Annotated in this window: 25 protein-coding genes; 12 read left to right on the top strand and 13 right to left on the bottom strand. The window is 73.9% G+C overall.

All coding sequences use genetic code 11. From position 1 onward, the window contains the following. Positions 1–75 precede the first annotated feature (75 nt). On the top strand, positions 76–441 hold the full coding sequence (locus Sdi02f_RS05780; protein WP_030401247.1) for a hypothetical protein: 366 nt from the start codon (positions 76–78) through the stop codon (positions 439–441). An 18-nt stretch (positions 442–459) separates the two neighbouring features. Here Sdi02f_RS05780 and Sdi02f_RS05775 read toward each other — a convergent pair whose 3' ends face one another. From Sdi02f_RS05775 to Sdi02f_RS05755, 5 genes are all read right to left on the bottom strand, one after another. Continuing rightward, on the bottom strand, positions 460–1,050 hold the full coding sequence (locus Sdi02f_RS05775; protein WP_108932799.1) for a DUF998 domain-containing protein: 591 nt from the start codon (positions 1,048–1,050) through the stop codon (positions 460–462). Between the two features lie 47 nt (positions 1,051–1,097). After that, positions 1,098–1,844 (bottom strand): DUF1838 family protein, encoded by a 747-nt coding sequence (locus Sdi02f_RS05770; protein WP_108932798.1) that lies wholly within the window; start codon positions 1,842–1,844, stop codon positions 1,098–1,100. Between the two features lie 102 nt (positions 1,845–1,946). Continuing rightward, the gene (locus Sdi02f_RS05765; RefSeq protein ID WP_108932797.1) at positions 1,947–4,181 is read right to left on the bottom strand and encodes a bifunctional glycosyltransferase/CDP-glycerol:glycerophosphate glycerophosphotransferase; all 2,235 of its coding nucleotides are present in this window, start codon (positions 4,179–4,181) and stop codon (positions 1,947–1,949) included. A 143-nt stretch (positions 4,182–4,324) separates the two neighbouring features. Next, on the bottom strand, positions 4,325–5,341 hold the full coding sequence (locus Sdi02f_RS05760) for a homoserine dehydrogenase (RefSeq protein ID WP_108932796.1): 1,017 nt from the start codon (positions 5,339–5,341) through the stop codon (positions 4,325–4,327). A 59-nt stretch (positions 5,342–5,400) separates the two neighbouring features. Further along, positions 5,401–6,333: a DUF6807 domain-containing protein gene (locus Sdi02f_RS05755; RefSeq protein WP_030401252.1), complete on the bottom strand. Its 933-nt coding sequence runs from the start codon at positions 6,331–6,333 to the stop codon at positions 5,401–5,403. 228 nt (positions 6,334–6,561) lie between these two features. On the opposite strand from Sdi02f_RS05755, the gene Sdi02f_RS05750 reads away from it, so the two are divergent. The 3 genes from Sdi02f_RS05750 (at position 6,562) to Sdi02f_RS05740 (ending at position 8,280) form a co-directional block, all read left to right on the top strand. After that, a complete protein-coding gene (locus tag Sdi02f_RS05750; RefSeq protein WP_053639647.1) occupies positions 6,562–6,813 on the top strand; it encodes a hypothetical protein in 252 nt (83 codons plus the stop codon). Positions 6,814–6,887: 74 nt separating this feature from the next. After that, positions 6,888–7,724: an alpha/beta fold hydrolase gene (locus Sdi02f_RS05745; protein WP_108932795.1), complete on the top strand. Its 837-nt coding sequence runs from the start codon at positions 6,888–6,890 to the stop codon at positions 7,722–7,724. A gap of 22 nt (positions 7,725–7,746) precedes the next feature. Then, positions 7,747–8,280, top strand: a complete 534-nt coding sequence (locus Sdi02f_RS05740) for a TetR/AcrR family transcriptional regulator (RefSeq protein WP_108932794.1) — start codon at positions 7,747–7,749, stop codon at positions 8,278–8,280. Between the two features lie 28 nt (positions 8,281–8,308). Here the strand turns inward: Sdi02f_RS05740 and Sdi02f_RS05735 are convergent, their stop codons facing one another. Beyond that, complete coding sequence (locus Sdi02f_RS05735) at positions 8,309–9,253, bottom strand: aldo/keto reductase (RefSeq protein ID WP_108932793.1); 945 nt, start codon at positions 9,251–9,253, stop codon at positions 8,309–8,311. A gap of 84 nt (positions 9,254–9,337) precedes the next feature. On the opposite strand from Sdi02f_RS05735, the gene Sdi02f_RS05730 reads away from it, so the two are divergent. Then, positions 9,338–9,961 carry a TetR/AcrR family transcriptional regulator gene (locus tag Sdi02f_RS05730; RefSeq protein WP_030401257.1) on the top strand — a complete coding sequence of 208 codons (624 nt, stop codon included), beginning with the start codon at positions 9,338–9,340 and terminating at the stop codon, positions 9,959–9,961. Between the two features lie 14 nt (positions 9,962–9,975). Here the strand turns inward: Sdi02f_RS05730 and Sdi02f_RS05725 are convergent, their stop codons facing one another. Continuing rightward, complete coding sequence (locus Sdi02f_RS05725; RefSeq protein ID WP_053639645.1) at positions 9,976–11,304, bottom strand: SGNH/GDSL hydrolase family protein; 1,329 nt, start codon at positions 11,302–11,304, stop codon at positions 9,976–9,978. Positions 11,305–11,657: 353 nt separating this feature from the next. On the opposite strand from Sdi02f_RS05725, the gene malX reads away from it, so the two are divergent. Further along, on the top strand, positions 11,658–13,295 hold the full coding sequence (malX, locus tag Sdi02f_RS05720) for a maltose/glucose-specific PTS transporter subunit IIBC (protein ID WP_108932792.1): 1,638 nt from the start codon (positions 11,658–11,660) through the stop codon (positions 13,293–13,295). A 2-nt stretch (positions 13,296–13,297) separates the two neighbouring features. After that, entirely contained in the window at positions 13,298–14,503 is a 1,206-nt protein-coding gene (locus Sdi02f_RS05715; protein ID WP_108932791.1) for a MalY/PatB family protein, read from the top strand. A gap of 36 nt (positions 14,504–14,539) precedes the next feature. Here the strand turns inward: Sdi02f_RS05715 and Sdi02f_RS05710 are convergent, their stop codons facing one another. The 4 genes from Sdi02f_RS05710 to Sdi02f_RS05695 form a co-directional block, all read right to left on the bottom strand. Next, positions 14,540–15,565, bottom strand: coding sequence for a DUF2891 domain-containing protein (locus Sdi02f_RS05710; RefSeq protein ID WP_053639642.1), 1,026 nt, complete (start codon positions 15,563–15,565; stop codon positions 14,540–14,542). Beyond that, positions 15,565–16,215 (bottom strand): pyroglutamyl-peptidase I, encoded by a 651-nt coding sequence (pcp, locus tag Sdi02f_RS05705; RefSeq protein ID WP_030401262.1) that lies wholly within the window; start codon positions 16,213–16,215, stop codon positions 15,565–15,567. Before pcp ends, Sdi02f_RS05710 begins: the two co-directional genes overlap by 1 nt. Before the next feature lie 79 nt (positions 16,216–16,294). Next, positions 16,295–17,269 (bottom strand): DUF979 domain-containing protein, encoded by a 975-nt coding sequence (locus tag Sdi02f_RS05700; RefSeq protein WP_030401263.1) that lies wholly within the window; start codon positions 17,267–17,269, stop codon positions 16,295–16,297. Then, positions 17,266–17,985 carry a DUF969 domain-containing protein gene (locus Sdi02f_RS05695; protein WP_031083945.1) on the bottom strand — a complete coding sequence of 240 codons (720 nt, stop codon included), beginning with the start codon at positions 17,983–17,985 and terminating at the stop codon, positions 17,266–17,268. The genes Sdi02f_RS05700 and Sdi02f_RS05695 overlap by 4 nt, the downstream gene beginning before the upstream one ends. Before the next feature lie 218 nt (positions 17,986–18,203). Here Sdi02f_RS05695 and Sdi02f_RS05690 point away from each other — a divergent pair, with 218 nt between their 5' ends. The 3 genes from Sdi02f_RS05690 to Sdi02f_RS05680 are packed head-to-tail and all read left to right on the top strand — an operon-like array spanning position 18,204 to position 20,511. After that, complete coding sequence (locus Sdi02f_RS05690; protein ID WP_108932790.1) at positions 18,204–18,956, top strand: LamB/YcsF family protein; 753 nt, start codon at positions 18,204–18,206, stop codon at positions 18,954–18,956. Then, positions 18,953–19,657: a 5-oxoprolinase subunit B family protein gene (locus Sdi02f_RS05685; protein WP_053639640.1), complete on the top strand. Its 705-nt coding sequence runs from the start codon at positions 18,953–18,955 to the stop codon at positions 19,655–19,657. The genes Sdi02f_RS05690 and Sdi02f_RS05685 overlap by 4 nt, the downstream gene beginning before the upstream one ends. Beyond that, positions 19,654–20,511, top strand: a complete 858-nt coding sequence (locus tag Sdi02f_RS05680) for a 5-oxoprolinase subunit C family protein (protein ID WP_053639639.1) — start codon at positions 19,654–19,656, stop codon at positions 20,509–20,511. The genes Sdi02f_RS05685 and Sdi02f_RS05680 overlap by 4 nt, the downstream gene beginning before the upstream one ends. Here Sdi02f_RS05680 and Sdi02f_RS05675 read toward each other — a convergent pair. Next, positions 20,498–20,701 (bottom strand): hypothetical protein, encoded by a 204-nt coding sequence (locus Sdi02f_RS05675; protein ID WP_051783372.1) that lies wholly within the window; start codon positions 20,699–20,701, stop codon positions 20,498–20,500. The genes Sdi02f_RS05680 and Sdi02f_RS05675 overlap by 14 nt on opposite strands. 38 nt (positions 20,702–20,739) lie before the next feature. Then, entirely contained in the window at positions 20,740–22,038 is a 1,299-nt protein-coding gene (locus Sdi02f_RS05670) for a DUF8814 domain-containing protein (protein ID WP_108932789.1), read from the bottom strand. Between the two features lie 258 nt (positions 22,039–22,296). On the opposite strand from Sdi02f_RS05670, the gene Sdi02f_RS05665 reads away from it, so the two are divergent. Together Sdi02f_RS05665 and Sdi02f_RS05660 are read left to right on the top strand one after the other, a co-directional pair. Next, entirely contained in the window at positions 22,297–22,743 is a 447-nt protein-coding gene (locus Sdi02f_RS05665; protein ID WP_030401270.1) for a MarR family winged helix-turn-helix transcriptional regulator, read from the top strand. Then, positions 22,736–24,154, top strand: coding sequence for an MFS transporter (locus tag Sdi02f_RS05660; protein WP_108932788.1), 1,419 nt, complete (start codon positions 22,736–22,738; stop codon positions 24,152–24,154). The genes Sdi02f_RS05665 and Sdi02f_RS05660 overlap by 8 nt, the downstream gene beginning before the upstream one ends. Positions 24,155–24,183 lie beyond the last annotated feature (29 nt).

Below are 24,183 nucleotides of genomic sequence, written 5' to 3'. Positions count from 1 at the left end.
CGCAGGCCCGTGTCGTCGGGCTGGTGAGAGCGTATCGATCTACTGCCCCACGGGGGTAGAAAAGGGGACCGTGGCATGACGACGACCCAGGTGACGGCACAGCGCCGCTTCTCTTTCCTGCGGATCGCGATGGCCCTGCAGACACTCACCATCCTCCTCCAGGCCGTCTCCGCCGGACTGCTGCTGACCGCGTCCTACGGAGAGACGCTGCACAGTGCCGGAGCGCGGGTGATGTACGGGGCGTCGATGCTGTACGTGCTCGCGGCGGTACTGGCGTGGAAGCCGGGCGGCGGCCCGGTCACGCCCGTGTGGCAGGCCTGCGGCTTCCTCGCCCTCGCCTCGGTCCAGGTGGTGCTCGGCATCGCGCACGTCCCGTCGGTCCATCTCCCCCTGGGCGTCCTGATGTTCGGGCTGAGTCTGCTGGTGCTGGCGCGGCGCTGAGCGCGCGCGGAACGGAGGTCAGGCCCGGCGGCGGGCGTGGTGGAGGCAGGAGGCGGCCACCACGAAGGGCCACACCGACTGGAAGGAGGTGACGACCCGTTCGGCGACGCCGGCGTGACCGTGCCCTTGCATCTCGATCAGGAACCACACGCCGCCGGCGGCCATCAGGGCGGTGGCGAGGAGCGAGGGCGCGAGGCGCAGCGCCCAGGGAACGGCCGATCCCCCGTGGGCGGCCAGCACCGGCCACACCGCGAGGAGCGTGAACCCGACCACCACCACGGCTCCGTGACGCAGGGAGCCCCCGCTGCTGGGCGCGGGGAGCGCCACCAGAACCAGCGCGGCCAGGCCGCCGCCGCCCAGCGCGAGGCGTCCGGCGAGGGCTGCCACCCGCAGCCCCCACGCGGTCAGCAGATGGCAGACGCCCAGCGCCAGGAACCCGGCCGTCATCACCCAGAACCCGGCGGCGCCGTAGGACCCCAGGACGCTGATCGTCTCGGTGACCGGGTCGTAGGAGGACCCTTCGAACCGCGCCGCGCCGGCCCAGCCCGCGGTCAGCAGGACGGGGGCGCATCCCGACGAGAGCAGGACCCACCTGGGGACGTATCGCATCAATACACCATAAAACGCTCACCGCTGTGCGGCCGGACTCATGCTCCTCACACGGGCGGGTTGAGCCTGCGGAAGTACGTCCAGCTCGTCTCGTTCGGCTCGCTCCACCGCTCCGGGGCCCGGGCGAATTCCGGGTGGTGGCCGGCGATGTGGGCGCGGGTGCGGCCGGGGACCTCGGTGTACGCGCCGAGCTTGCGGCCCCGGCAGTGGTAGGCGAGGCCGCCGGGCCGCCCGCCGGGGGCCATCCACGGGACCCACGGCGACATCCGGGTCCACGACATGGTGGCCGGGACACCGGGCGCCGGTCCGTCCAGGTCCGCGCGGTGGGCGAAGAACTGGAAGAGTTCGAGCGCCCGGTACGTGTCGCCGGCCGAGTGCAGGGGGTACTGGGCCGGCGGCAGGGGCGAGGGGTAGGAGAGCGGGATCTCCAGGCTGAAGCAGACCTGCCCGCCGAGGTCGGTCGTCGGGACCGGGAAGGGGCGCCACCTCTGGTTCGCCGGATCGTTCCAGACGTGCACCACCGGCAGGTCCCGCCAGGTCTCCAGGATCTCGCCGGTGACCGGGTCGAGGTAGAAGGCGGCCTCCCGGCTGAGCAGCCGGTAGGAGTCCGGGCCGTCCTCGGCGTCGTGGACCAGGCGGGCGACGTTGACGCCCTCGAAGCCGAAGAGGCGCTCGTAGGGCTCGTCCGGCGCCCAGGAGTACACGCTTCCGGACCACCAGTAGGTGACCTCCTCGCCGTCCAGGGAGGCCCGGGTGCGGGCGAGGGAGCGGAGGGACTGTGCGGGTGTCGTCATGGCCACCACTGTGCGCGCCGGCCGTCCGCGCCGGGCGGGAAACGCCGCGCACCGCCCCGGAATCGGCCGGAAGCGGCCGTTCCGGGGCGCGTCGGGTCCCGGTCAGCCGAGGGCCGGTGCCGCGGCGGGGGCGGGGGCCGGGGTGCGCTGCGCGAGCGGGATTATCCCGGGAGCTGTCTCCTGACCGAGGAAGAAGTGGCGCACCACGCGCTCCGCGGCGTGTCCGTCGTCGTACGGGCAGAAGCGCTCGCGGAAGGCCGCGCGCAGGCCGGCGGTCTCGGTGTCGCGCCAGCGGCCGCTGCGGAAGGTGTCGATGAGCTCGTCCTCGGTGGTGGCCACCGCGCCCGGGGTGTCGCCGGGGCGGCCGGAGAGGAGGTCGAAGGTGACGCCGCGGACCTGGGAGTAGATCTCCCAGTCGTCGGCGTGGACGACGATGGGCCGGTCGAGGTTGGCGTAGTCGAAGGTGAGGGAGGAGTAGTCGGTGACGAGCGCGTCCGCGGCCAGGCAGAGGTCCTCGACGCAGGGGTGGCCGGACACGTCGATGACCGCGCCCCGTGCGGCGAGGTCGCTCAGCTCCGGACTGCGGTCGTAGAAGTAGTGGGTGCGCACCAGCAGGACGAACTCGTCGCCCAGAGCGCCGGCCAGGCGGGCCAGGTCGAAGGAGGGGGTCCAGTCCGTCCGGTAGTCGCGGTGGGTCGGCGCGTACAGCAGCGCGGTCCGGCCCGGGGCTATGCCGAGCCGGGCGCGGACGGCGGCGACCTCCTCGGCGCCGGCGCGGTAGTAGCGGTCGTTGCGCGGGTAGCCCACGTCGAGGGACTCGTAGGAGCCGGGGTAGACGCGCTCCCACTGCTTGGTGGAGTGCGGGTTGGAGGAGACGCTGACGTCCCACCGGTCCACGCGGTCCAGGAGGCGGTCGAAGTCCATGCCCCGGGCGGCCGCGGGGTAGGCCCTCTGGTCGAGGCCCATGCGCTTGAGCGGGGTTCCGTGGTGGGTCTGGAGGTGGAGCTGTCCGGGGCGCTTGACGATGTGGTCGGGGAAGTTGACGTTGTTCACGAAGTACCGCGCGCGGGCCATCACTTCCCAGTAGCGGCGCGAGCCGCGCACCACGTGGTCGATGCCCTCGGGCACCCGCCCGGCCACTTCCTTGCGCACCACCCAGACGCCGTGCACGTCGGGGACGAGTTCCCTGGCCTTCTCGTAGACGGCGAGCGGGTTGCAGGACGGCAACCGGTCCCAGTACGAGGAGTAGACGGCGAGGCGGGGGTCGGGGGAACGTCTGCGCTGGAGGGTGTACAGGCCCGCGTAGGCCCGTCTGCCGACCTTGGTCTTGGCCTTGAGGACCCTGGTGGGCCCCGCCGCCTTGGCGCGGGCCGCGAACTGGGTTGCCCGGTAGGCGCGGTAGAGCCGTTTGGCCACGGCCCGCATGTACACCCCGGTCGGCCCGTCGGGCACCGTGAAGCCGTCCGGGACGTGGGCGGCGTAGAAGTCGGCGGTGCGCTCGAAGAACTCCTTGCGGTCGGCGGCCCGGACCCGCTCGGGGCGCTTGAGCGCGAACAGCATGTGGAACACGGCCCGTTCGAACAGCATGGGGGTGGCCCAGGCCAGCTCGGGCCGCTCGGCGAGGAACGCGAACAGCCCCTCGTACTGCGCGAAGATGTCGAAGTGCTTGCGTCCCGGCGTCTTGGTGATCGCGCCCTGGCGGCGCTGGCGGTACTCGACACCGACCCGGTTCAGGCAGCCGATGCGCTCGGCCGTGACCATCGCCATGTGGGTGACCGGCGCGTCCTCGTACAGACCGGGGGCGTACTGCAGGCCCTGTTCGAGGAAGAACTCGCGGCGGAACGCCTTGTTCCAGGCCACCAGGAAGAGTTCCACGTACTCCGGCCGGTCCTGGAGGCGGAAGACGTCCGTGCCCGCCTTCTCGAACAGGCCCGCGGTCTGGCTGCGGCCGCCCCTGCCCCACCAGTAGGTGCGCACGTGGTCGAAGACGAGGATGTCCAGCTCCCCGACGGCGTCGAGCCGGCCGGCCAGCGCCTCCAGCAGGCCGGGGGTGTAGGTGTCGTCGCTGTCGAGGAACAGGACGTAGTCGCCCCGCGCGTGCCGGAGCCCGGCGTTGCGCGCCCGGCCCAGGCCGACGTTCTCCGGCAGGTGGACGGCCTTGACGCGGTCGTCGCGGGCGGCGTACTCGTCGATGATCGCGCCGCAGGAGTCCGGTGAGCAGTCGTCCACGGCGATCACCTCGATGTCCCGGTACGACTGTCCCACGACCGAGTCCAGGCACTCGCGAAGGTACCCCTGCACCTTGAACACCGGAATGACAATGCTGAACCGAGGCATGCGGACAACTCCAGGTGAAGCGTGGATTGAGCGTGGCTGAACAGGGAGACTCGCGACGCTTTCGAAACGTTGTACGCCTGCTGTGCACGGGTCCGCGCACCCGGGAACCGGCGGCGGTCGTCCCCGGCCGCCGGGCCCGCGCCTCACTGGAAGCCGGTGCGCGGGGCCGTGACCTCGACGGTGTCCTTCACCAGGGCCAGTGCCGCTCCCACCGGACTCGACCGGCCGCCGCTCACGGTCACGTCGCCCGCGTCGGGGCAGCCGAAGACAACGGCCTTCTCGGGTCCGCTCAGCGCGTGCAGCGGATCCCCGGGCTCCGTCTCCTCCAGCCGTACGCGTACGACACCCGGTTCGTCCGCCGAGGCGCCGGCGACCGCCCGCAGCCGGCGGGACCGGGCAGCGGCGTCCCGGGCCCGGGCCGCGGCGGCCGCGTCGACCGGCTGCGCCCGCACCCGTACCTCCGCCGGGTCCCAGCCCCAGAGCAGCGCGGCCAGCAGGCGCACCTTGGTGGCGGCGTCCTCGCCCGACAGGTCCGCCGAGGGGTCCGCCTCCGCGATGCCCCGTAGCTGCGCGGCACGGACCGCGTCGGCCAGGGTGCCGCCTTCGGCGAGGCGGTCGAGCACGAAGGTGACGGTGCCGTTGGGACAGGCACGGACCGTCCGGCAGTCCAGGCCGCGCAGGGAGGTGCGCGCCAGGTCGCCCGCCGGGAGCGCCGCGCCGGTGGCCCCGGAGATCCTGATCGTGCTGCCGCCCGCCCGGGCGGCCTCGGCCAGTTCCCGCCAGTGGGTCAGCAGGTGGCTCTTGGTGGCCGTCACCACGTGGATGCCCCGGCGCAGTGCGGCGACGGCCTCCTCCGCCGCGCGCTGCCGCACTCCGGGCGTGGAGGGGACGGCCTGGACGAACACGCGCGCGCCGGTGCGCTCGAACGTCTCGCCCAGCGGTCGCAGGGGACCCCACTGCGGGCGCGGCGGCACCGACCCGTCGGCGCCGGTGGCGCACTGGGCCGTACTCGCGCGTACGGCGGCGACCCGCGGCCGTACGCCGTGACGGTGTGCGAGCGCCGCCGAGTCCCGTTGCAGCCAGTCGGCGAACGCCTGCCCCACCGGGCCGTACCCGGCGAGGACCACGGCGGCCCGAGTCGCTTCAGTCGCTTCCCTCATGGACCCGGGATCCTGTCACACCGTCCGGCCCGCCGCCGGTGGGCCGTCGTGCGCCGGGCTCACCACCCCAGTTGCTCGAGGTGCGCGGCGACCCGTGCACGGTCCCAGGCGCCGTCGGCGACGAGCACGCGGTAGGTCCGGGCCAGGGTCTCGCCCGGCGGCAGGACCAGTTCCTCGTGGAAGGCCCAGGAGGGTGCGACCGCGGCGAAGGGGTCGCTGCGCACGAACCAGTGCGCCGGGTGGGCACCCTTCTCTCCCAAGTGGTCGTTGGACGGGGCGTGTTCGAAGACGAGCGTGGCGTGGCCGTCCCGTCCGTCGTGCTCGCCCACATAGGCCAGCCAGGGGGACTGGGAGCCCATCGGAGGGGCCTCGCCGGACCCGGCCCCGTCGGCGGTGAAGACCCGGCCGCCGCGGAAGGCGCGCGGGCCGCGCCAGAACAGTCCGGTGTATCCGGCGGCGGGGCGCCCGTGGGTGGTCGGGCTGCCGAACCGCAGTGGTTCGGCACGCCGGTTGGTCACCGCCGAGGTCCAGGTGAGCGTCCAACTGCCGCTGTCCGGGTCGATGTCGCCGACCTCGATCCGGCGCTCCTCCTCGGCCCACAGGTCACCGTCGTGCGGGTGCCAGGTCAGCTTCTCGGCGACGACGGCGCGGTCCCCCTCGGCGCCGACCTCCTCGAAGGAGACGTGGGCCATCGAGCCGACCCTGTCCGGCAGCGCGAGGTACCCCTGGCCGTGGACGTAGGTGTTGCCGCCCCACAGGTTCTGTCCGGAGAGGTGGGAGGCGGTCAACTGCAGGCCCTTGTGCCAGCGGTGGTCGTGGGGCCGGTAGTCGGTGACGGGCGCGCCGGACAGGGTCCGGACCGGGTGGAGGTACGGCTTGGGCGCCTCCCAGCCGGCCTCGGGGCGGTACACGTAGGAGAACAGCTCGGTCCCGGCCGCCCCGTGGGCCACGGTGACGCGGTCGCCGTGCACATGGGTGAGTGAGAGCGTCATGCGTGGTCCTCTTCGTTGTAGAAACCGCTTACCATCCGGGCGTGCCCACGTTCTAACCGGCGCGCACCCACAGGGTCAAGCCCGTCGCCGGGCGGCGCACCCCCGGGCCCCGCGACACCACCGGGCCGCACGGGCACCGGCGGGGGCAACGACGACTGCCCCCGTCGAGAGCACTCCCGCTCGGCAAGACACCTGGTCGCACGCCCTGCCGCCCTACGCTTTCCGACCATGGAAATCCCGAGACGACTCATCGAACTCAGGCGTGCCGTCGAGGCCGCGGACGACCGCTACCGCAACAACAGGGGTGAGAACGCCACGGTCGCCCTGGCCGTCTGGTCCGACGCCACCGCGGCCCTCGCCCGGGGCATCGCCGACTACGCCGCCGAGACCGGCCTCCCGCACCGCGAGGTGGAGTCGGCCGTCCGGCGCGCGACAGGACGGCCCGCCCCCGCCGACCGGGGGCCGGGGGCGGGCCGTTGACAGCCTTGGCTAATGGCAGTAGCTTTTAGTTAATGTCATTAGCCAGCGCCATCGGCCACCCCTGGGAGTGCGACATGACCGAGTACCTCGCCGTCGACGGCGGCACGATCGCGTACGAGGTGGCGGGATCGGGCCCGCTGATCGTGCTCGCCCACGGCATGGGCGACAGCCGTGCCGCGTACCGCGCCGTGGTCCCGCGGCTGGTGGCGGCCGGTCACCGGGTCGCCTCGGTGGATCTGCGCGGCTGCGGCGAGTCCGGCGTCGACTGGGCGGAGTGGAGCCGCACCGCCCTCGCCGGTGACCTGCTCGCCCTGATCCGGCACCTGGGCGGCCCGGCCGTCCTGGTCGGCCACTCGATCTCGGGCGGCGCCGCCACCATCGCCGCGGCACGGGAACCCGCGCTGGTCACGGCGGTCGTCGAGCTGGCGCCGTTCACCCGCAAGCAGTCGGTGCGCCTCGGCGACCTGCGGGTGCGGCGGTTTCGGCGGGGCATGGTGCGGCTGCTCGGCGCGGGCCTGTTCGGCAGCCTGCGCCTGTGGCGCTCGTACCTGGACGTGGCGTACCCGGGCGTGAGGCCCGCCGACTGGGCCGAGCGGCTCGGCCTCGTCGAGTCACGGCTGCGCGAGCCGGGCCGGATGAAGGCCCTGCAGAACATGGGCCGCAGCGCGCCGACCGACGCGGGCGAACAGCTCGGCAACGTGCGCTGCCCGGTGCTGGTCGTGATGGGCACCCTCGACCCGGACTGGGCGGACCCGTACGCCGAGGGCGCGGCGGTCGTCGGCGCGCTGCCGTCCGGCCTCGGGCGCCTGGAGATGATCGAGGGCGCCGGTCACTACCCGCACGACCAGTTCCCCGACCAGGTGGCCTCCCTGGTGCTGGCCTTCCTGCGCTCGGACGCCGCCCGTGCCTAGGGCGGGCCTGGATCCGGCGGCCGTGGTGGCGGCCGGTGCCGCACTGGCCGACGAGGTGGGCCTCGCCGGCCTGACGATGGGCCTGCTCGCCGGGCGGCTCGGCGTACGCACACCGTCCCTGTACAAGCACGTCGGCGGTCAGGACGACCTCGTCCGGCGGATCGCGGTCCTCGCGCTTCAGGAGGCCGCCGAGGCCGTCGGCGGCGCGGTCCGGGGGTACGCGGGCCGTGACGCCCTGGCGGCCGCGGCGCGCGCCTTCCGGGCCTTCGTCCTGGCCCACCCCGGCCGGTACGCGGCGACACTCGGCCAGGAGCCGTCGGGGCCGGACGACCCCCTGGCCGCCGCGGGACAGCGGCTGCTCGATGCGTTCAACGCGGTCCTGCGCGCTTACGACATCCCCGACCGCGACGTGAACCACGCCCTGCGCCTGCTCCGCAGCCTCTTCCACGGCTTCGCCACACTGCAGGCCTCGGACGGCTTCCAGTGGAGCACCGACGTCGACGAGAGCTTCGAGTGGCTCGTCGCCTTCGCCGACCGGGGCCTGCGCACCCTGTGACACCGCCGGGGCCGCGCGGGTCCCCCGGTCAGAGCCGCACGTCCGCGGACCGGCTGCGCACGGCGTCGAGCGCCGCGAGGGACGACGCGTCCAGGGCGATCCCGCCCACGGCGAGGTTCGCGTCCAGGTGGCCGGGGTCGGCGGTGCCCGGGATGAGCAGCACGTTCGGGGCGTGGTGGAGCAGCCAGGCGAGACCCACCTGGGCCGGCGTCACGCCGAGCGCCGCGGCGACGGTGCGCACCGCGGGTTCGTCGACGACCTTGGGCAGGGCGGGGAAGGCGCCGCCGAGCGGGAAGTACGGCACCCAGGCGATGCCCTCGGCGGAGCAGAGCGCGAGCATGTCCTCGTCGTCGCGGCTCACCACGCTGTAGGCGTTCTGCACGCAGACGACGCCCGCCGGAAGGGCCCGGCGCAGTCCGTCCGGGGTCACGCTGCTCAGACCGATCGCGCCGATCTTGCCCTCGTCGCGCAGCCGTGTCAGCTCGGCGAGCTGGTCGTCGAGGCCCACCCGCTGGTCCCCCTCGGCGCGCAGGCCGGGGCCGGCGTCCAGGCGGCGCAGGTTCACGACCGCGATCCGGTCGGTGCCGAGGCTCCTGAGGTTGTCCTCCACGCTCGCCCGCAGTTCCTCCGGCCGCTGGGCGGGGCGCAGCGGCCGGGGGCCGCCGGGGTCGGAGTCGGCGCCGACCTTGCTCACGACGACCACGTCGTCGGAGGGGCCGAGCGCCTCCCGGATGATCCCGTTGACGAAGCCGTCGCCGTAGAACTGGGCGGTGTCGAGGTGGTCGACGCCGCGGTCCACCGCACGGCGCACGAGGGCGACGGCGGCGGCGCGGTCGGAGCGCAGGCGTTCGAGCTGCATGGCGCCGTAGCCGATCCGCGAGACGGTGCGGCCGGCGAGCGGTGCCGCCCCGCCGGGGCGAGGGGTGCCGGAGCCGGTGGCACGGGAAGAGGAGGAGGAACCGGTCGAGGTCATGGGAAGTCCGTCCTCGTGAGAAGATGACAGAAGCGGAGGACCCTCCGCTTCTGCGACTGTAGCACTACCGGAGGATCCTCCGCTTTGACTCCCGACCAGGATCCGCGCGCCGCCGCGGACCGGCCCGACCGGGGCACCGGCGCCGAACGGCCGTTGCGCGCCCACGCACGGCGCAACCGCGAGAAGCTCGTCGCCGCCGCGCGGGCCGCCTTCACGGCCGCGGACGACACCGTCCCCCTGGACGGCATCGCCCGCGAGGCGGGGGTCGGCATCGGCACGCTCTACCGCCACTTCCCCACCCGCGAGGCCCTGGTGGAGGCCGTCTACGCCGCCGAACTGGACGACGTCACGGCCGGCGCCGCCGCGCTGCTGGAGGAGTTGCCCCCCGACCGGGCCCTGCGCGCGTGGATGGAGCGCTACGCGGCCTTCGTCGCGACGAAGCGCTCCATGCTCAACACCCTGCACAGCGCCTGGGCCTCGGGCCGCCTGGCGACGCCGGCCACCCGCGAGCGCATCACCGCCGCGATCGGCACCATGCTCGCCGAGGGTGCGCGGGCGGGCACCCTCCGGGCGGACGTGGCCCCCGACGACGTCACCGCGATGCTCCTCGGCGTGTTCCTGTCGACGGCCGCCGACGACGAGGCCGAGCGCACCCGCCGCCTGCTCGACCTCGTCGTCGACGCCCTCCGCCCGCCCGGGAGTTCATGACCCGGGCCGGTGGCTCACCGGCGGGCCGACGCCGCCAGCATCGGGAGCGAGACGATGTCGGCGAGGGCCTGCTGGCCGGCGATGTTGGCGTGGACCCCGTCACCGGTGTCGTAGGGCGGGTGGATGCTGTTCGGCCGCACGGGGTCTTCGAGCACCCGGTCGAAGGGGAGGACGCCGTCACAGGTGCCGCCGCAGTTGTTCCACTGCGCGACGAACCTGCCGACGGCGTGCCGGTCGCGGTTGTGCTGGTCCGTGTAGCCCGGGCGCGGGGTGATGGGCGTGACGTACACCTTGATGCCGGCGGCCCTCAGGCGTCCGAAGACCGCGCGGTAACTCGCCTCGATCTGGGCGGCGTCGCAGCCGGCCGGGAGGTCGTTGGTCCCGTAGTAGTAGAGGACGCCCGTGACCCCGTGCAGGGCCAGGACGTCGCGCTCCAGCCGGGCGGCGGCGTCCAGGCCCCGGACCGGTTCACCGATGCCCGGGCAGGTCGCGGCGCTGGTGGTGCCGCCGATGCCCGCGTTGGCGAGGGCGAACTGCCGGGTGGGCGGCAGTTCCGAGGCGATCCGCCGGGCGAGGACGTCGGTCCAGCGCAGGTCGGCACCCGGGCGGCTGCAGTCCGGCCCGCAGTTGGTCGACCCCGTTCCGTCGACGACCGAACTGCCGTAGGCGACGAGGCTGCCGCGCAGGCGCGGGTTGCGCACGTCGACCGCGCTGACCAGGAGGGTCGAGCCGGTCGTCGCGGTGTACGCGGTGCCGGCCGGATCGGCGGTGTGGTCGCCCGATCCGGGCGGGGTCAGGTAGTTGGTGCGGAAGGCGCTCTCGTGCCGCCCCGGAGCCACCGTGCCCGAGACGGAGAGCGACACCGCGAGGTCGTCCTGCGCGGCGGTCCTGAGCGCGGTGGTGTCGCTCCACACCTCGCCGCCCGCCGGGACGACGACCCGGCGGCTGCCGTCGAACGTGACGGCGCTCGGGCGTCCCCGGGTCGCGGCGTCCTTGCCGTCGCTGTGGGCCACCGTCGCCGCGTCGACGGTGAGCGGCGTCCGGCCGAAGGTGTTCTGGACGCGTATCCGCACCGCGTCACCGCCCTGGCTCAGGTGGGTGATCATGCGCAGCGACTGGTCCCGCAGCGGGGTGGGCGCGAGGCCCTGCTGCGAGGCGGCCCAGGACGTGAACCAGGCGTCGCGCCCGGGGTGATGCTCCGCCCCCGCTGTGGCGGGAGCGGCGGCCGTGCTCGTGGACGCGGCGAGGACGGAGGACGCCACGGCGAGGGCCAGGGCGGCCGCGACGCCTCTGGCCAGGGGGGCCCGGGCGGTGGCGAGTGATCGGGCGAGGAGACGGCGCATCGGTGCCTGCCTTTCCGACGTGAGTGGTGGGGTGCGGCTGGATCCTCCCCGTGGCCGTCCCGCCTCACGCCGGGCGCCGGTACTGGGCGCCGGTGCCGTGCCGGGGACGGGCGCCGGTGCCGTGCCGGGGGCGGGCGGCGAAGGAGGCCATGGACAGCCACCGACCCGCTGTGATGTGATCCCCGCGGCGGAACGGCCCTGCTGGGCGCGGTCACCGGGTGATCCCCGGGCAGCGCCCACGGCTTGGGCCGCCCCCTCGACGTGCCTCCGCCGCCGGTATGCCCGCCGGCCCGCTCCGCCTCGCCACGGCGAGCGGACGGGTCCGTCCCCCCAGGCCCGAAAGACCCGAACACATGCAGAAGACCAAGGCCGCCCTCTGGGAATTCCTCCAGGGGCTCGGCAAGACGTTCATGCTCCCGGTGGCCCTGCTCGCGTTCTGCGGGATCATGCTGGGCATCGGCTCCTCCCTGTCCAGCGAGGCGGTCACTGACAACGTTGCCTTCCTGAAGGGCGAGGGCTTCCACCTCGTCTTCACCTGGATGGCCAACACGGGTCTGGTCGCCTTCACCTTCCTGCCCGTCCTGTTCGCCATGGCGATCCCGCTCGGTCTCGCCCGCGAGGACAAGGGCGTGGCCGCCTTCTCCGGTTTCGTCGGCTTCGTCGCCATGAACCTCGCGGTGAACTTCTACCTCACCGCCAAGGGCGTCGACTTCGAGGACGAGAAGGCGGTCGAGCACTACGGCATCGCCGACGTGCTGGGCGTGCAGTCCATCGACACCGGGCTGCTCGGCGCCGTGGCCGTCGGCATCGTCGTCAGCCTGCTCCACCGGCGTTTTCGCACCCAGCGGATGCCGGACGCGCTGGCCTTCTTCGGCGGGCTGCGCTTCGTTCCCATCGTGTCCGCCCTGGTGTTGAGCGTGCTCGGACTGCTCATTCCGCTGGTGTGGCCGACCTTCAACGGCTGGATCAACGCCGTCGGCCGCGGCATCGGGCACACCGGCGTCTTCGGACCGTTCTTCTTCGGCATGGGCGAGGTCCTGCTGCGCCCGATCGGCCTGCACCACATCCTCGTCGCCATGTTCCGCTTCACGGACGTCGGCGGTTCGGGAACGGTGTGCGGCGACCACGTCTCCGGCGCCCTGAACCTGTTCTACGCCCAACTGGACTGCTCGGCCGCTCCCGACGCCGCGGTCACGGATGCGACGCACTTCCTCTCCCAGGGCAAGATGGCCGTCTACCTGGGCGGACTCCCGGGTGCCGCGCTCGCGATGTACCACTGCGCGAACCGCCGGATGCGCCCCGAGATCAAGGCCCTGCTCGTGTCCGGCGTGGTCGCCTGTGTGGTCGGCGGCATCACGGAGCCGCTGGAGTTCCTGTTCCTCTTCGTCGCCCCGTGGCTGTACGCCGTCCACGCGGTCCTCGTGGGTCTCGGCTTCCTCACGGCGGCCGTCCTCGGCGTCTTCATCGGCAACACGGACGGCAACGTCATCGACTGGCTCGTCTTCGGTGTGCTCCAGGGCTCGTCGACCAAGTGGTATCTGGTGCCGGTGATCGCGGCGGTGTGGTTCGCCGGGTACTACTTCCTGTTCCGCTGGGCCATCACCCGCTTCGACCTCAAGACGCCCGGCCGCGAGGACCCGCCCGCCGAGGACGGGGACGCACCCGAGCACGGCGGGGAGCGGAAGGAGGACCCGGACGGGACGCCGGGCGGCGGGATTCCCGAGCCCGCGCGGGAGTTGGTCGCGGGGAAGTACGACGCGGTCGCGATGCTCGAAGCGCTCGGCGGCGCGGGCAACATCCGGTCGCTGGACAACTGCATCACCCGCCTGCGGATGACGGTGGTCGACGCCGGGCAGGTCGACGAGGCACGGCTGAAGAAGCTCGGGGCGGTGGGTGTCATCAAGCTCGACGGGCACACCGTGCAGGTCGTCGTCGGCCCGCAGGTCCAGTCCGTGAAGGACGCCATCGCGACGATGCTCCCGGTGGGCTGACCATGACCGAGCGCTCCTCCCCCGCCCCGCCGGCGCCCGCAATCGCGCCGTACGACTTCGACACGCCCGTGGACCGGCACGGCACCTGGTGCACGCAGTGGGACTACGTCCAGGACCGTTTCGGGGTGCCGGACCTGCTGCCGTTCACGATCTCCGACATGGACTTCGAGACCGCCCCGGAGGTGCTGGCGGCGCTGCGCCGCCGTCTGGACCACGGGGTGCTCGGCTACTCGCGCTGGCGCCAGGACGACTTCCTCTCGGCGGTCGTCCACTGGTACGCGTCGCGGCACGGCACGGAGGTGGACCCCGCCACGGTCGTGTACGCGCCGTCCGTCGTCTACCAGATCTCGCGGTTGCTGCGCCTGTGGTCGCGGCCGGGCGACGGCGTCGTCGCCCACACCCCGATGTACGACGCGTTCCCCAAGACCGTTGCCGCGAGCGGCCGGCGACTCCTGGCCTGCCCCCTCGACGACTGGGCGGAGCTGGAACGGCTGCTGGCGCTGCCGGACACGGCCGTGCTGCTGTTGTGCTCGCCGCACAACCCGACGGGCCGGGTGTGGTCGGCCGGTGAACTGGACCGGATGGCCCGGCTGTGCGCGCGGTACGACGTCGCGGTCGTCAGCGACGAGATCCACTCCGACCTGGCGCACGCCCCGTACGTCCACCGGCCCTGGGCCCGGCACGGCGGCGACGGCCGCTGGGCCGTGGTGACTTCGGCGTCCAAGTCCTTCAACATCCCGGCACTGACCGGGAGTTACGGCATCATCGGCGACCCGGGCTCACGCGAGGCGTATCTGCGGGAGCTGAAGGAGGCCGACGGGCTCTCCTCCCCCGCGGTGCTGTCGCTGGTCGGCCACATCGCGGCGTACCGCGAGGGAGCGCCCTGGCTGGACGCGCTGCGGGACTATCTCGCGGGCAACCTCGCGCTGGTCGCCGGCCGTCTCCGCGAGGCGTTCCCGCACCTGGAGTGGCGGCCGCCGCAGGCGGGTTACCTGGCGTGGATCGACCTGCGTCCGCTGGGCGTCGACGACGAGGAGTTGCAGCGCGAGCTGGTGCGGGTGGAGAAGGTGGCGATCATGCCCGGGTCGGCGTACGGGTCCCCGGGACGGGTGCGGCTCAACGTCGGCTGCCCCCGGTCGAAGGCCGAGGCCGGTGTCGCGGCCCTGGTGCGGGCGTTGCGGCGACTGGACGGCCCGGACCGGCCCTGACCGGGGGCGGCCTCGTGCTTCCCGGGTGTCGCGGTGTCAGTGGCGCGGCTGGGCCGGGGCGGGCGGGTCGAGGGCGAGGGCGGCGAAGGTCGCCAGCCAGTGGTCGGTGGTGAAGTCACCGCGCTCCACCGCCGGCATGCCCGCCGTGAGGTGCGCGGCCGCCGCCTCGGCCAGGCGGGTGCGGACCGCGCCGTCGGGCAGGGCCTCGGCGAGGGAGCGCAGTGCCGCGGCCCTGCTGAGCGTCAGGCCGAGCAGGTGGCCGATCTGGGGGTCGGCGTGGTCGGAGACCACCGGCACCTCCAGCAGCGCGCACGGCGCACCCGCCCCGAGCCCGGGCAGGAAGCGGTCGAGCCATGCCGCGAGCCGTTCCGGGGCGAGGACCCGGCGCATCGCGTCGGCCTCGGTGAGCGCCGGGGACAGGAAGTCCTGTCCCGACGGTTCCCAGTGCGCGGGCGCGTCGTGGTCGTCGGCGAACCAGCTCAGCAGCCGCTCCCGCACGGCCCGGCCGGTCCCGTCCGACAGTTCGCCCGAGTCCAGGGCGAGGCTCAGCGCGAAGGCGCTGTTGGGGTGGTTGCCGTGGCGTACGGGATAAGTGGCCCTGGGCAGCCAGCCGGCCAGCAGACCGTCGACGGCGTCCACGGCCGGCCGCAGTGCCGTGGTCCAGCGTTCGCCCTCCGCGCCGCCGTGCGCCCGGCACTCGGCGGCGAGGGCGAGCAGCCACGCCCAGCCGTAGGGCCGCTCGAAGGACGGCCGGTCGCGCAGGTAGGCGGCCTCGGCCGCGAGGTTGGCGGGGGTGAGGTGCCGGTCGAGCACGGCGACGACCGTCTCGGTGTCCGGGAGCGCGGGGGTGCCGCCGTGGCGGCGGAGCAGGCGGACGAGCAGCCAGTGCATGTGCACCGAGGAGTGCCAGTCGTAGGCGCCGTAGAAGGCGGGGTGCAGCAGGCGGGGTTCGAGCTGCTCGTCTGCCGACGTGACCAGGTGGGCGGGGAAGTTGGGGTACTCGCGGGTGACGTTCGCCAGGGCGAGCTGGGCGAAGGCGGCCGCGTGGGCGCTGAGCGGCATCAGTGGGTGGCTCCTTCGGTGACCTTCAGGTCCTGCTCGGCGGGGGTGCGGGCGGCGGTGGCCAGCAGGGCGCGCAGGCCGTGGGCGACGGTGGCGGGCGGCAGGGCGGGCGCGGTGCCGTCGGGGACCTGTTCCGGCGCCCAGGGCACGTGCGCGAACCCGCCGCGCAGGTGCGGGAACTCGGTGGCGATGAGGTGGCCGAGACCGTAGGCGACGTGGTTGCAGACGAAGGTGCCGGCCGTGTGGGAGACGGCGGCCGGGACCCCGGCCTCGCGCATCGCGGCGACGCACGCCTTGACGGGCAGGGTGGAGAAGTAGGCGGCGGGGCCGCCCGGGACCACCGGTTCGTCGATGGGCTGCGCGCCGGCGTTGTCGGGGATGCGGGCGTCGTCGATGTTGATGCCGACGCGCTCGACGGTGACGCCGGGGCGTCCGCCCGCCTGTCCCAGGCAGAGCACCAGCTCGGGGCCGACCGCCCGGACGGCCTCGCGCAGGGCGTCGAGGGACGCGCCGAAGACGCAGGGCAGTTCGACGGCGGTGACCGTGAGCCCGGCGGGCGGTTCGGCGGCCACCAGGGACGCCGCCTGCCAGGACGGGTTCACGCGTTCGCCGCCGAAGGGGGCGAAGCCGGTGATGAGGACACGGGTCATGGGCGTTCCTTGCCTTGCGGTTCGGGTCGTACGGGGGCCGGCCGGGCGGGGCCCGCGCCGGCGGTCGGGGGCGGGGCGGTCAGAAGGCGAAGAGCGCCATGATGACCGTGCAGCAGCCGAGCAGGGCGATGCCCGTCGGGAGCTGTGCCTTGATCGGCCCGTACTGGTCCTTCAGTTCGAGCAGGGTGGCCGGGACGATGTTGAAGTTGGCGGCCATCGGCGTGCACAGCGTGCCGGCGAAACCGGCCAGCATGCCGATCGCGAGGACGGCGGGCTCGTTGCCGTGCATCTGCTGGATGAGCACCGGCCAGCCGATCGCCGCGGTCATCACGGGGAAGGCGGCGAAGGCGTTGCCCATGATGACGGTGAACAGGAACATGCCGACGCAGTAGGCGAGGACGGCGAGGTACTTCGAGTCGTCGGGCAGGACCTTGTTCATGATGTCGCCGACCTGGTCGCCGACTCCGGCGGCGGCGAAGATCGAGCCGAGCACGGCCAGGAGCTGGGGCAGCAGCAGGGCGGAGCCCATCGCCTCCAGCATGGAGCGGCCGGAGTGGATCGGGACGGAGACCTTCTTCTCGCCGGTGACGAACATGCCGACGACGAGCGCCGCGATGCAGCCGAGGCCGAGCCCGAGGAGGGTGGCCTTGCCCGACTCGAAGAGCCCGGACTCGTCCAGCACGGAGGCGCAGACGATGGCGACGAGCGGGATGGTCAGCGCGGGGATGAAGATCTTGTTGCCGAGCCGGCCCGCGGCGGCCTCGCGCTGCTCGCCGGTGGTGGTGACCGGAACGCCCTTGCCGAGGAAGTTGAAGCCGGCCAGCACGATCAGGGCGAGGACGGCGACGCCGAGCGGTTCGGCGGGCAGGGTCCAGCCGCCGTTGTCCGCGGTGGCGTTGGCGACGCCGGTGCCGTAGGGGAAGGTGAGCCCGAGCAGGCCCCAGAACGCGGCGGACGTCCACCGCTTGGGGTTGCTGCGGTCCGTGGCCATTTGCACGGCCATGACCACGAAGACGAGGCCTATCAGCCAGTACAGCCATTCGACCTTGATCACTTGTCGGCCCCCTCGGGAAGCGGCAGGTCGTGCTCGGCGGCGGCCTGTGCCATCTCGCGTTCGAGCTGCTTGTCCATGAGCAGCAGCCGGGCACCGTGGATGAGGAAGGCGCAGACGGCCAGCGGGATCGCCCACAGGGCGAGCTGGGTCGGCTCGATGTCCTGGTGGTACGTGGAGTTCACGAAGCCGGTGATCAGCAGGATGGAGCCGATGGCGATGAAGCAGTCCTCGCCGAAGAAGACGCCCACCGTGTCGGCCGAGGCCGAGTAGGAGCGCACCTTCTCACGCAGCTTGTCGGGCAGCCTGGCCCCGGTGGAGCGTTCGGCGGCGGCCTCGGCCATGGGTGCCACCAGGGGCCGCACGGTCTGCGCCGGGCCGCCGATGCTGTTGAGGCCGAAGGCCGCGGTGACCTGCCGGACCAGCAGGTAGACGGTGAGGAACCGGCCGGCGCTGAGCTTGCCCAGGCGGCCGATGAGACGGCGGGCCTGCTCGCGCAGGCCGTAGCGCTCGAGCAGCCCGATCACCGGGAGCACGATGGCGTAGACGGTGACCGAGCGGCTGTCGGCGAAGGACCGGCCGAAGGCCGCGAGGACCTCCAGCGGGTTCATCTTGCCGAGCAGTCCGGTGACGATACCGGCTACGCCCACCACGAGGACGGGGTTGCGGCGCGTGACGAATCCGAGGATCACCACGACCACACCGAGGAGAACGATCATTCGGTGGCCTTCTTCAGGCATGAGGGGGCAGGGCACGGATCCGGAGCTTCGGAACGTGACTCATCGGTCCCGGGGACCATAGCTCCGGATACGTGGCAGATGCACGGACACTAGCGATCGTTCAACGATCTAACAAGAGGTGAATCCTCACCGTTCACGGAAGACGACGAGCCACGCATCTCTTGTCGGATCGTTCAACGATCGTCTACTTTCGGAGGGTGATCGACCTCAACGCAGATCTCGGTGAAGGCTTCGGCCGCTGGACCCTCACCGACGACGACGCCCTGCTCTCCGTCGTCACCAGCGCCAACGTCGCCTGCGGCTTCCACGCGGGCGACCCCTCGGTGATGCGTCGCGTCTGCGACCTCGCCGCGGAGCGCGGGGTGCGGATCGGGGCCCAGGTCTCCTACCGCGACCTGGCGGGCTTCGGACGGCGCGCCATGGACGTCCCGGCCGGCGAACTGGCCGCCGAGGTGGCGTACCAGATCGGCGCGCTCCGGGTCTTCGCCGAGGCCGCCGGGGCCACCGTCGCCTACGTCAAGCCGCACGGCGCGCTCTACAACCGCACCGTCCACGACGACGACCAGGCCCGTGCCGTCGTGGCCGGGGTGCGACTGGCGGGCGGCGCGCTGCCCGTGCTCGGCCTGCCCGGCTCGCGGCTGCTCGTGGCCGCCGCCGAGGCGGGGCTCACCGGTGTCCCGGAGGCCTTCGCCGACCGCGCCTACACCGCCGGGGGCACCCTGGTCCCCCGCCGCGAGCCGGGCTCGGTGGTGACCGACGCGGACGCGGTGGTGCGCCGTGCGGTGGCGTTCGCCGTGGACGGCTCCGTCGAGGCGGTGGACGGTACGGCGGTCACGGTCGCCGCCCGCTCCCTGTGCGTGCACGGCGACACCCCGAACGCCGCCCGGATCGCCGCCCGGGTGCGTGCGGCCCTGGAGACGGCCGGGGTCGGGATCGGGGCGTTCGCGTGAGCGGCGGGCGGTCCCTCGCCGCGCGTCCGGCCGGCCGCCATGCCCTCCTGGTCGAGTTGCCCGACGCCGAGCACACCGCGGCCTTCCACGCCGAGGTGCTGCGCCGGCGCGCCGCCGGGACGCTGCCGCCGGTCACGGAGGTGGTGCCGGGGGCGCGGACCGTCCTGCTGGACGGGGTGGCGGACCCGGAGGCGCTGGCCCGCGCGGTGGACGGCTGGGAGGTGCCGCCGGTCGCCGACGACACGGGCGAGGCGGTGGAGATCCCCGTGCGCTACGACGGGCCGGACCTGGCCGACGTGGCGGCCCTGTGGGGAGTCGCGCCGGAGGAGGTCGGCGCCCTGCACCGGGCGCACACCTACCGGGTGGCGTTCTGCGGCTTCGCTCCCGGGTTCGGCTACCTCACCGGGCTGCCGCCCCGCCTGCACGTCCCCCGCCGGTCCACGCCCAGGACCCGCGTACCGGCCGGCGCGGTCGCCCTCGCCGGTCCCTACAGCGCCGTCTACCCGCGGGCCACCCCGGGCGGCTGGCAGCTCATCGGCACCATGCCCGACCCGCGGCCGCTGTGGGATCCCGCACGGGAGCGTGCGGCGCTGCTCACACCGGGGACGCGTGTGCGGTTTGTCACAGCGGACGCGGCGGCGGACGGCACCGGGACCGGCTCCGCGGCGGCGCAGGCGACGAGCCCGGAGGCCGGGGCATGACGGCCGGGCTGACGGTCGCGCGCTCCGGCGCGCTCACGACCGTGCAGGACGCGGGCCGGCCCGGCCACGCCCACCTGGGCGTCCCCCGCTCCGGCGCGCTGGACGCGCCCGCGATGCGGCTCGCCAACCGCCTCCTCGGCAACGACCCGGACGCCGCCGTCCTGGAGACGACCCTGACCGGCTGCGCCCTGCGGCCCGACCGGGACGTCACCGTGGTCGTCGGCGGGGCGCCCTGCCCGGTGACGGTCGACGGCGGGCCGGCCGCCTGGGGCACCCCGGTGCGGGTGCCGGCGGGTTCCGTCCTGGACGTCGGCGCGGCGACCGCGGGAGTCCGCTCGTACGTCGCCGTCGCGGGCGGCGTGGCCGCCGAGCCCGTTCTGGGCAGCCGCTCGACGGACCTGCTGTCGGGGCTGGGCCCGGCCCCCCTGCGGGACGGGGACATCGTGCCGGTGGGTTCTCCGCGGCGGCCGGTGCCGGCGTCCGCCGCCGCACCCTGGCCCGGACCGCCCGCCGAACTGGTCCTGCCGGTGCGCCTGGGCCCCCGCGCCGACTGGTTCTCCCCGGCCGCGCTGCGCACGCTCACCTCGGCCGCCTACCGTGTCTCGCCGCACAGCAACCGCATAGGCCTGCGCACCGAGGGGCCGCCGCTGCAGCGCACCTCCACCGGGGAACTGCCCAGTGAGGGCATGGTGCTGGGCGCCGTGCAGGTTCCGCCGGACGGGCGCCCGGTGATCTTCCTGCACGACCACCCGACGACGGGGGGCTACCCCGTCGTCGCGGTCGTCCCCGAGCCGGCGCTCGCTGCGGCGGCCCAGGCCACGGCCGGAACCCCGGTGCGTTTCACCCTCGCCTGACGGCCGGCGGGCCGGTCACCTCGCCGACGAAGCACCCTGACGGATCCGGCCGGTCGCGGGCGGAGCCGGGGACGAGCCGGGCCGCCGCGCTCTCCCGGGCGAGGTGCTCCGGCACGTCGGTGAGCCGGCGGAACTCCCCTCCCCGGCTCACCGCGAGCGCCGGCGCCGCGGCCCTGACGGGTGTGGCCACCGGCGCCGACGGTCGCCACCGGCGCCGCCGACGAGTCGTCAGCAGGTGGGCACGTCCGGGAGCCAGGCGTCGGCCACGTCGAGGAAGACGTTGGAGACGTAGCCGCCGTAGTCCGGCAGGTAGGACCAGGCGTCGTTGCTGTAGCCGTCGTAGTCCACGAGCTGGCCGTGGACCTGGCACCGCACCCGCACGGTGGTGGGCCCGGGCAGGCTCGCCACGCGCGTGGACGCGGTCGTCGCCTGCTGCCGGACGCTCACGTCGGTGCCCCAGGTCGAGAACGACGTGGTGTCGCCGCCGCCCTCGGTCCACAGGTAGGTGACGGTCACCCAGCCGTTGTCGTCGAGGCCGACGTTGTAGAAGGTGCCGTCGGCCAGGTCGATGCCGGCCGGGTTGGCGACCTGCCGGTTGAACTCGTCGCGCCCGCCGTTGTAGCCGTCCTCGTAGGCGGCCTGCGCCTGGGGACGGCCCTGCGGCAGGTCCTTCCACTGCTCGCGCTGCGCCGAGGGGTTCCAGTGGTCGTCGTGCGTGTTCCACGGGCCGACGTCCCACACCGGCGCGGTCTCGCAGCGGACGGGCCCGCACACCTGCACCGAGTACTGCGCACTGCCGTTGGGCGACAGGGCGCGGCGGGAGGGGAGGGCCACGAAGTGGTCGTTGGTCTGGATGACGTGCCCGTTGGCGGTGGTGTGTCCGACGAGGCCCTCGCGGGTGGCGTAGACGCGGGCGGAGAAGGCGGAGGCCCTGGTCGACGGTGCGGGTTCGGCGGGGGCGGTGCCCGCGTCGTCCGCCGTCAGGGTCACCGCCCGTACGGTCGCGGTGGGCTCGCCCGCGGCGTTCCACAGGGTGAGCCGGGCCTGGACGTCCACGACGTCGCGGGGCAGCTCGGCCGGTGCGCCGGGCGCCGCCCGCCGCCACTCGGTCCAGGTTCCGCCGGCCGTGCGTCCGCGCACGTCGGTCTCGACGCTCGCCGCGTCGGGCACCGTCGCGTCCAGGTCCACGGCGACCCGGTTCACGGGCCGGTCCACGTGGTGCGTCTCCAGCACCGCGGAGGCGTAGCCCCGGTCGCGGCCGAGGGAGGCGGGGCTGACGGAGCCGTCGCGCACCCGCAGCGCGCCCGCGTCGTACCGGACGTTCACGTCGTCGGCGCCGGTCCGGGACAGGTCCGCGCGCCAGGAGACCGGGGCGGGCGGTTCCGCGGCGCCGGTGGCCGGGGCGGGAGCGGCGGGCGCTGCCGGCGCGGAGGCGAGGGCCGTACCGGCGAGGGCGAGCAGGCACACCGTGCCGTTCAGGGCGCGCGTGGTGCGGGGCCCGCGACGGCGGGGCGAAGGGGTCGGCATGGGGGCACTCCTGGGAGCCGGGCGTCGTCGGCGTCGACGAGGGGACGGGGGCGCAACCGCCGTGGCCGGGGTAAGACCGGGCGTCGTTGCTGTAGACGTCGTACTCGACGGGAGCGCCGGAGGCCCGGCAGGCCACGCGGACGGTCGCCGGTCCGGCCGGACTCGCCACCCGTGCGGAGTCGGTCCTCGGCGCGACCTCGTGCACCATATATACAGTCCAACCTGTACAGCTCGCCCTGTGGACATTAGCCTGGGGGCATGAGCGAGAACGAGAGCCCCTCCGCCTCGGCCGTCCAGGCCTCGCGCGAGGTCCGTGCGGTCATCAGCCGGCTGCGCCGGCGCATCCTGAAGGCGTCCGAGGTCGAGGACCTCACCCTCGGTCAGTCCTCGGTCCTGGCCCGGCTGTCGGACAAGGGGGATGTCACGGCCAGCGAACTCGCCGCCACCGAGGGGGTCCGGCACCAGTCGATGACGGCGACGGTCGCGGCACTCGCCGCCAGGGGGCTGGTGGAGCGCCGTCCCGACCCGGACGACGGACGCCGCCTGCTGATCACGCTGACCGCGGAGGGCGTGCGCCGAGTGGAGGAGGGCCGGCAGGCCCGGACGGAGTGGCTCGCCGACCGCCTGCAGGCCAGGTGCACGGAGGAGGAGCGCCGCGCGGTGATCGCCACCATGGCCGTACTGGAGCGACTGACCCGTGACTGAGGCGAAGGCGGGCGCGGCGGCCGGCGCGGCGGAGCCCGCCTTCGACCGCCGCCTGCTGCCGCCGATGCTGCTCGGTTCGGTGCTCAACCCGGTCAACTCGACGATCATCGCGGTCGCCCTCGTCCCGATCGGCAGGGCGCTGGGCGCGCCCGCCTCGCAGACCGCCTGGCTCGTCTCCGCGCTCTATCTGGCCACGTCGCTCGGCCAGCCCGTCGTCGGCCGGCTCATCGACGTCTTCGGGCCGCGCCGGCTCTTCCTCCTGGCCACCGGCCTCGTGGGCGTCGCCGGCGCCGTCGGCGCCCTCGCCCCCGGCCTGGGGGTCCTGATCGGCGCCCGCGTCCTGCTCGGGTTCGGCACCTGCGCCGGCTACCCCGCGGCGATGGCCCTGGTCCGCAGCGAGGCCGAGCGCACCGGGCGGGACGGCCCCGGCGGGGTGCTCACCGCGCTGGCGGTCGCCAACCAGACCATCGCCGTCGTCGGACCGCTGCTGGGCGGCCTGCTGATCGCGGTGGGCGGCTGGCGCGCCACCTTCGCGCTGAACGTGCCCCTGGCCCTCGCGGCCTTACTGCTGGGGCTGCTGCGGCTGCCCAGGACACGGCCGGCGGGCGGACCCGTCCGGCACGGGGGCCTGGCCTCCCGCCTCGACCTGCCCGGCATGGCCCTGTTCGCCGCGATGCTCGTCTCGCTGCTGCTCTTCCTGATGAACCTCCACCTGCGCGACTGGTACCTGCTCCTGCTGTCGGCCGCCGCCGCGGCCGCGTTCGCGGTCCGGGAACTGCGGGCCGCCACCCCCTTCGTCGACCTGCGCGTGCTCGGCGGCAACACCCCGCTGCTGGCCACCTTCGGCCGGGCTCTGGTCGCCTACACCGTCGCGTACGCCTTCCTCTACGGCTTCACCCAGTGGACCGAGGAGGGCTTCGGCCTGACGCCCTTCCACGCCGGTCTGGCGCAGATCCCCATGTTCGTGCTGGCGATCGCGGTCTCGATCGTGTCGGGGCGCAGCACGCGTGTGCGGGGGAAGCTGCTGCTCGGCGCGGCCGGGCAGATCGTCGCCTGCCTGCTGATCCTCACGCTGAGCGGGGACAGCCCGCTGTGGACGCTGCTCCTGGTGGCCCTGGTCTTCGGCGTCCCGCAGGGGCTGAACAACCTGGCCCTGCAGAACTCCGTCTACTTCCAGGCCGATCCGGGGCGCACCGCCTCCTCGGCCGGGCTGCTGCGCACCTTCGCCTACATCGGCTCGATGGTCGCCTCCTCCGCGACCGCCGCCTCCTTCGGGCAGCGTGCGGACACCGGCGGCCTGCACCGGCTCGCCTGGGTGATGCTGGCCGCCGCCGTGCTCGGTCTGCTGCTCACCCTCTTCGACCGCACGCTCGGCAGGGCGGCGGAGCCGGACACGCGCACTCCGGCCTGAGCAACCCCCGAAGGGGCAGGTCCGCGGGG

Source organism: Streptomyces ardesiacus, from assembly GCF_003112575.1.
Lineage (GTDB): Bacteria > Actinomycetota > Actinomycetes > Streptomycetales > Streptomycetaceae > Streptomyces > Streptomyces ardesiacus.
Note: the sequence above shows the minus strand (reverse complement) of the source record. Positions and strands in the feature narration are given on the sequence as shown.